Raw genomic sequence first — 1,147 nt, forward strand, 5'->3', positions numbered from 1 at the left:
GGGTCTGATGCAGGGTTGGGTGACAAGTTCAGTCACGCGGCCTGGAGGGCCGGTGTGGTCATGACGGTTTCGAATTCGACAGGGGTCAGTCGGCCGAGTGCGGCTTGTCGACGGCGCCGGTGGTAGGTCTTCTCGATCCAGGTCACGATGGCGATCCGCAGTTCCTGGCGGGTGGCCCACGTGCGGCGGTTGAGGACGTTCTTCTGCAGCAGGCTGAAGAAGGACTCCATGGCTGCGTTGTCGCCCGCCGCGCCGACCCGTCCTATCGAGCCGACGATCTGGTGGTGGCCGAGTGCGCGGACGAATTTCCGGGACCGGAACTGCGACCCGCGATCGCTGTGCAGGACGCACCCGGCGACGCTGTCACGCCGGGCAACAGCGTTGTCCAGGGCGGCGACGGCCAGGCGGGACTTCATCCGCTCGTCGATCGAGTAGCCCACGATCCTCTTGCTGAAGACGTCCTTGATCGCGCAGAGATACAGCTTCCCTTCCGCTGTGGGATGTTCGGTGATGTCGGTGAGCCAGAGCCTGTTCGGGCCATCCGCGGTGAAGTCGCGGCGGACGAGGTCGTCGTGCACCGGCGGACCGGACTTCTTGACCCTGCCGCGTTTTTTGCCGAACACGCTCCACCAGCGGTTGTCCCGGCAGATCCGCCACGCGGTCCGGTCCGCCATGCCGGCTCCCGTGACTCGTGCTTCGTCAGCCAGGAAGCGGTAACCGAACTCCGGGTCCTCGCGGTGGGCGTCGAACAACGCGTTTGAGCGATACGCCTCCTCGACCGCAGCGTCGGTCACCGGCTTGTCGAGCCAGCGATAGTAGGGCTGTCTGGCGAGCTTCAGGACCCGGCACGCGACCGTGACGGGAACCCCGTCCACGGCCAGCTCCCTTACGAGCGGGTAGATCCTTTTCCCGGCAAATACGCCTGCGACAGGTAGGCCGCAGCCCGGCGCAGGACCTCGTTCTCCTGCTCCAGCAGCTTGATCCGCCGACGTGCTTCGCGCAGTTCCGTGCTCTCCTGGCCGGTCGTACCGGGCTTCGTCCCGGCGTCGCCGTCCGCCCGGCGCATCCACTTCCACAGCGTCATCGCGTGAACGCCGAAGTCGGCGGCCACCTGCTCGACCGTCACACCCGGGGCGCGGTTCCTCGC

General features: G+C 66.8%; 1 protein-coding gene. It reads right to left on the minus strand.

What is annotated here, in order from left to right; genetic code table 11:
• Nucleotides 1-32: 32 nt before the first annotated feature.
• A protein-coding gene (locus NBY69_RS37115) for an IS3 family transposase (RefSeq protein ID WP_250306687.1) occupies nucleotides 33-1,126 on the minus strand; the annotation gives its coding sequence in 2 pieces (ribosomal slippage) (nucleotides 33-908 and nucleotides 911-1,126; 1,092 coding nt in all).
• Between the last annotated feature and the right edge of the window lie 21 nt (nucleotides 1,127-1,147).

Origin of the sequence: Streptomyces sp. A 4/2, from assembly GCF_940670765.1 — a bacterium.
Taxonomy (GTDB): domain Bacteria; phylum Actinomycetota; class Actinomycetes; order Streptomycetales; family Streptomycetaceae; genus Streptomyces.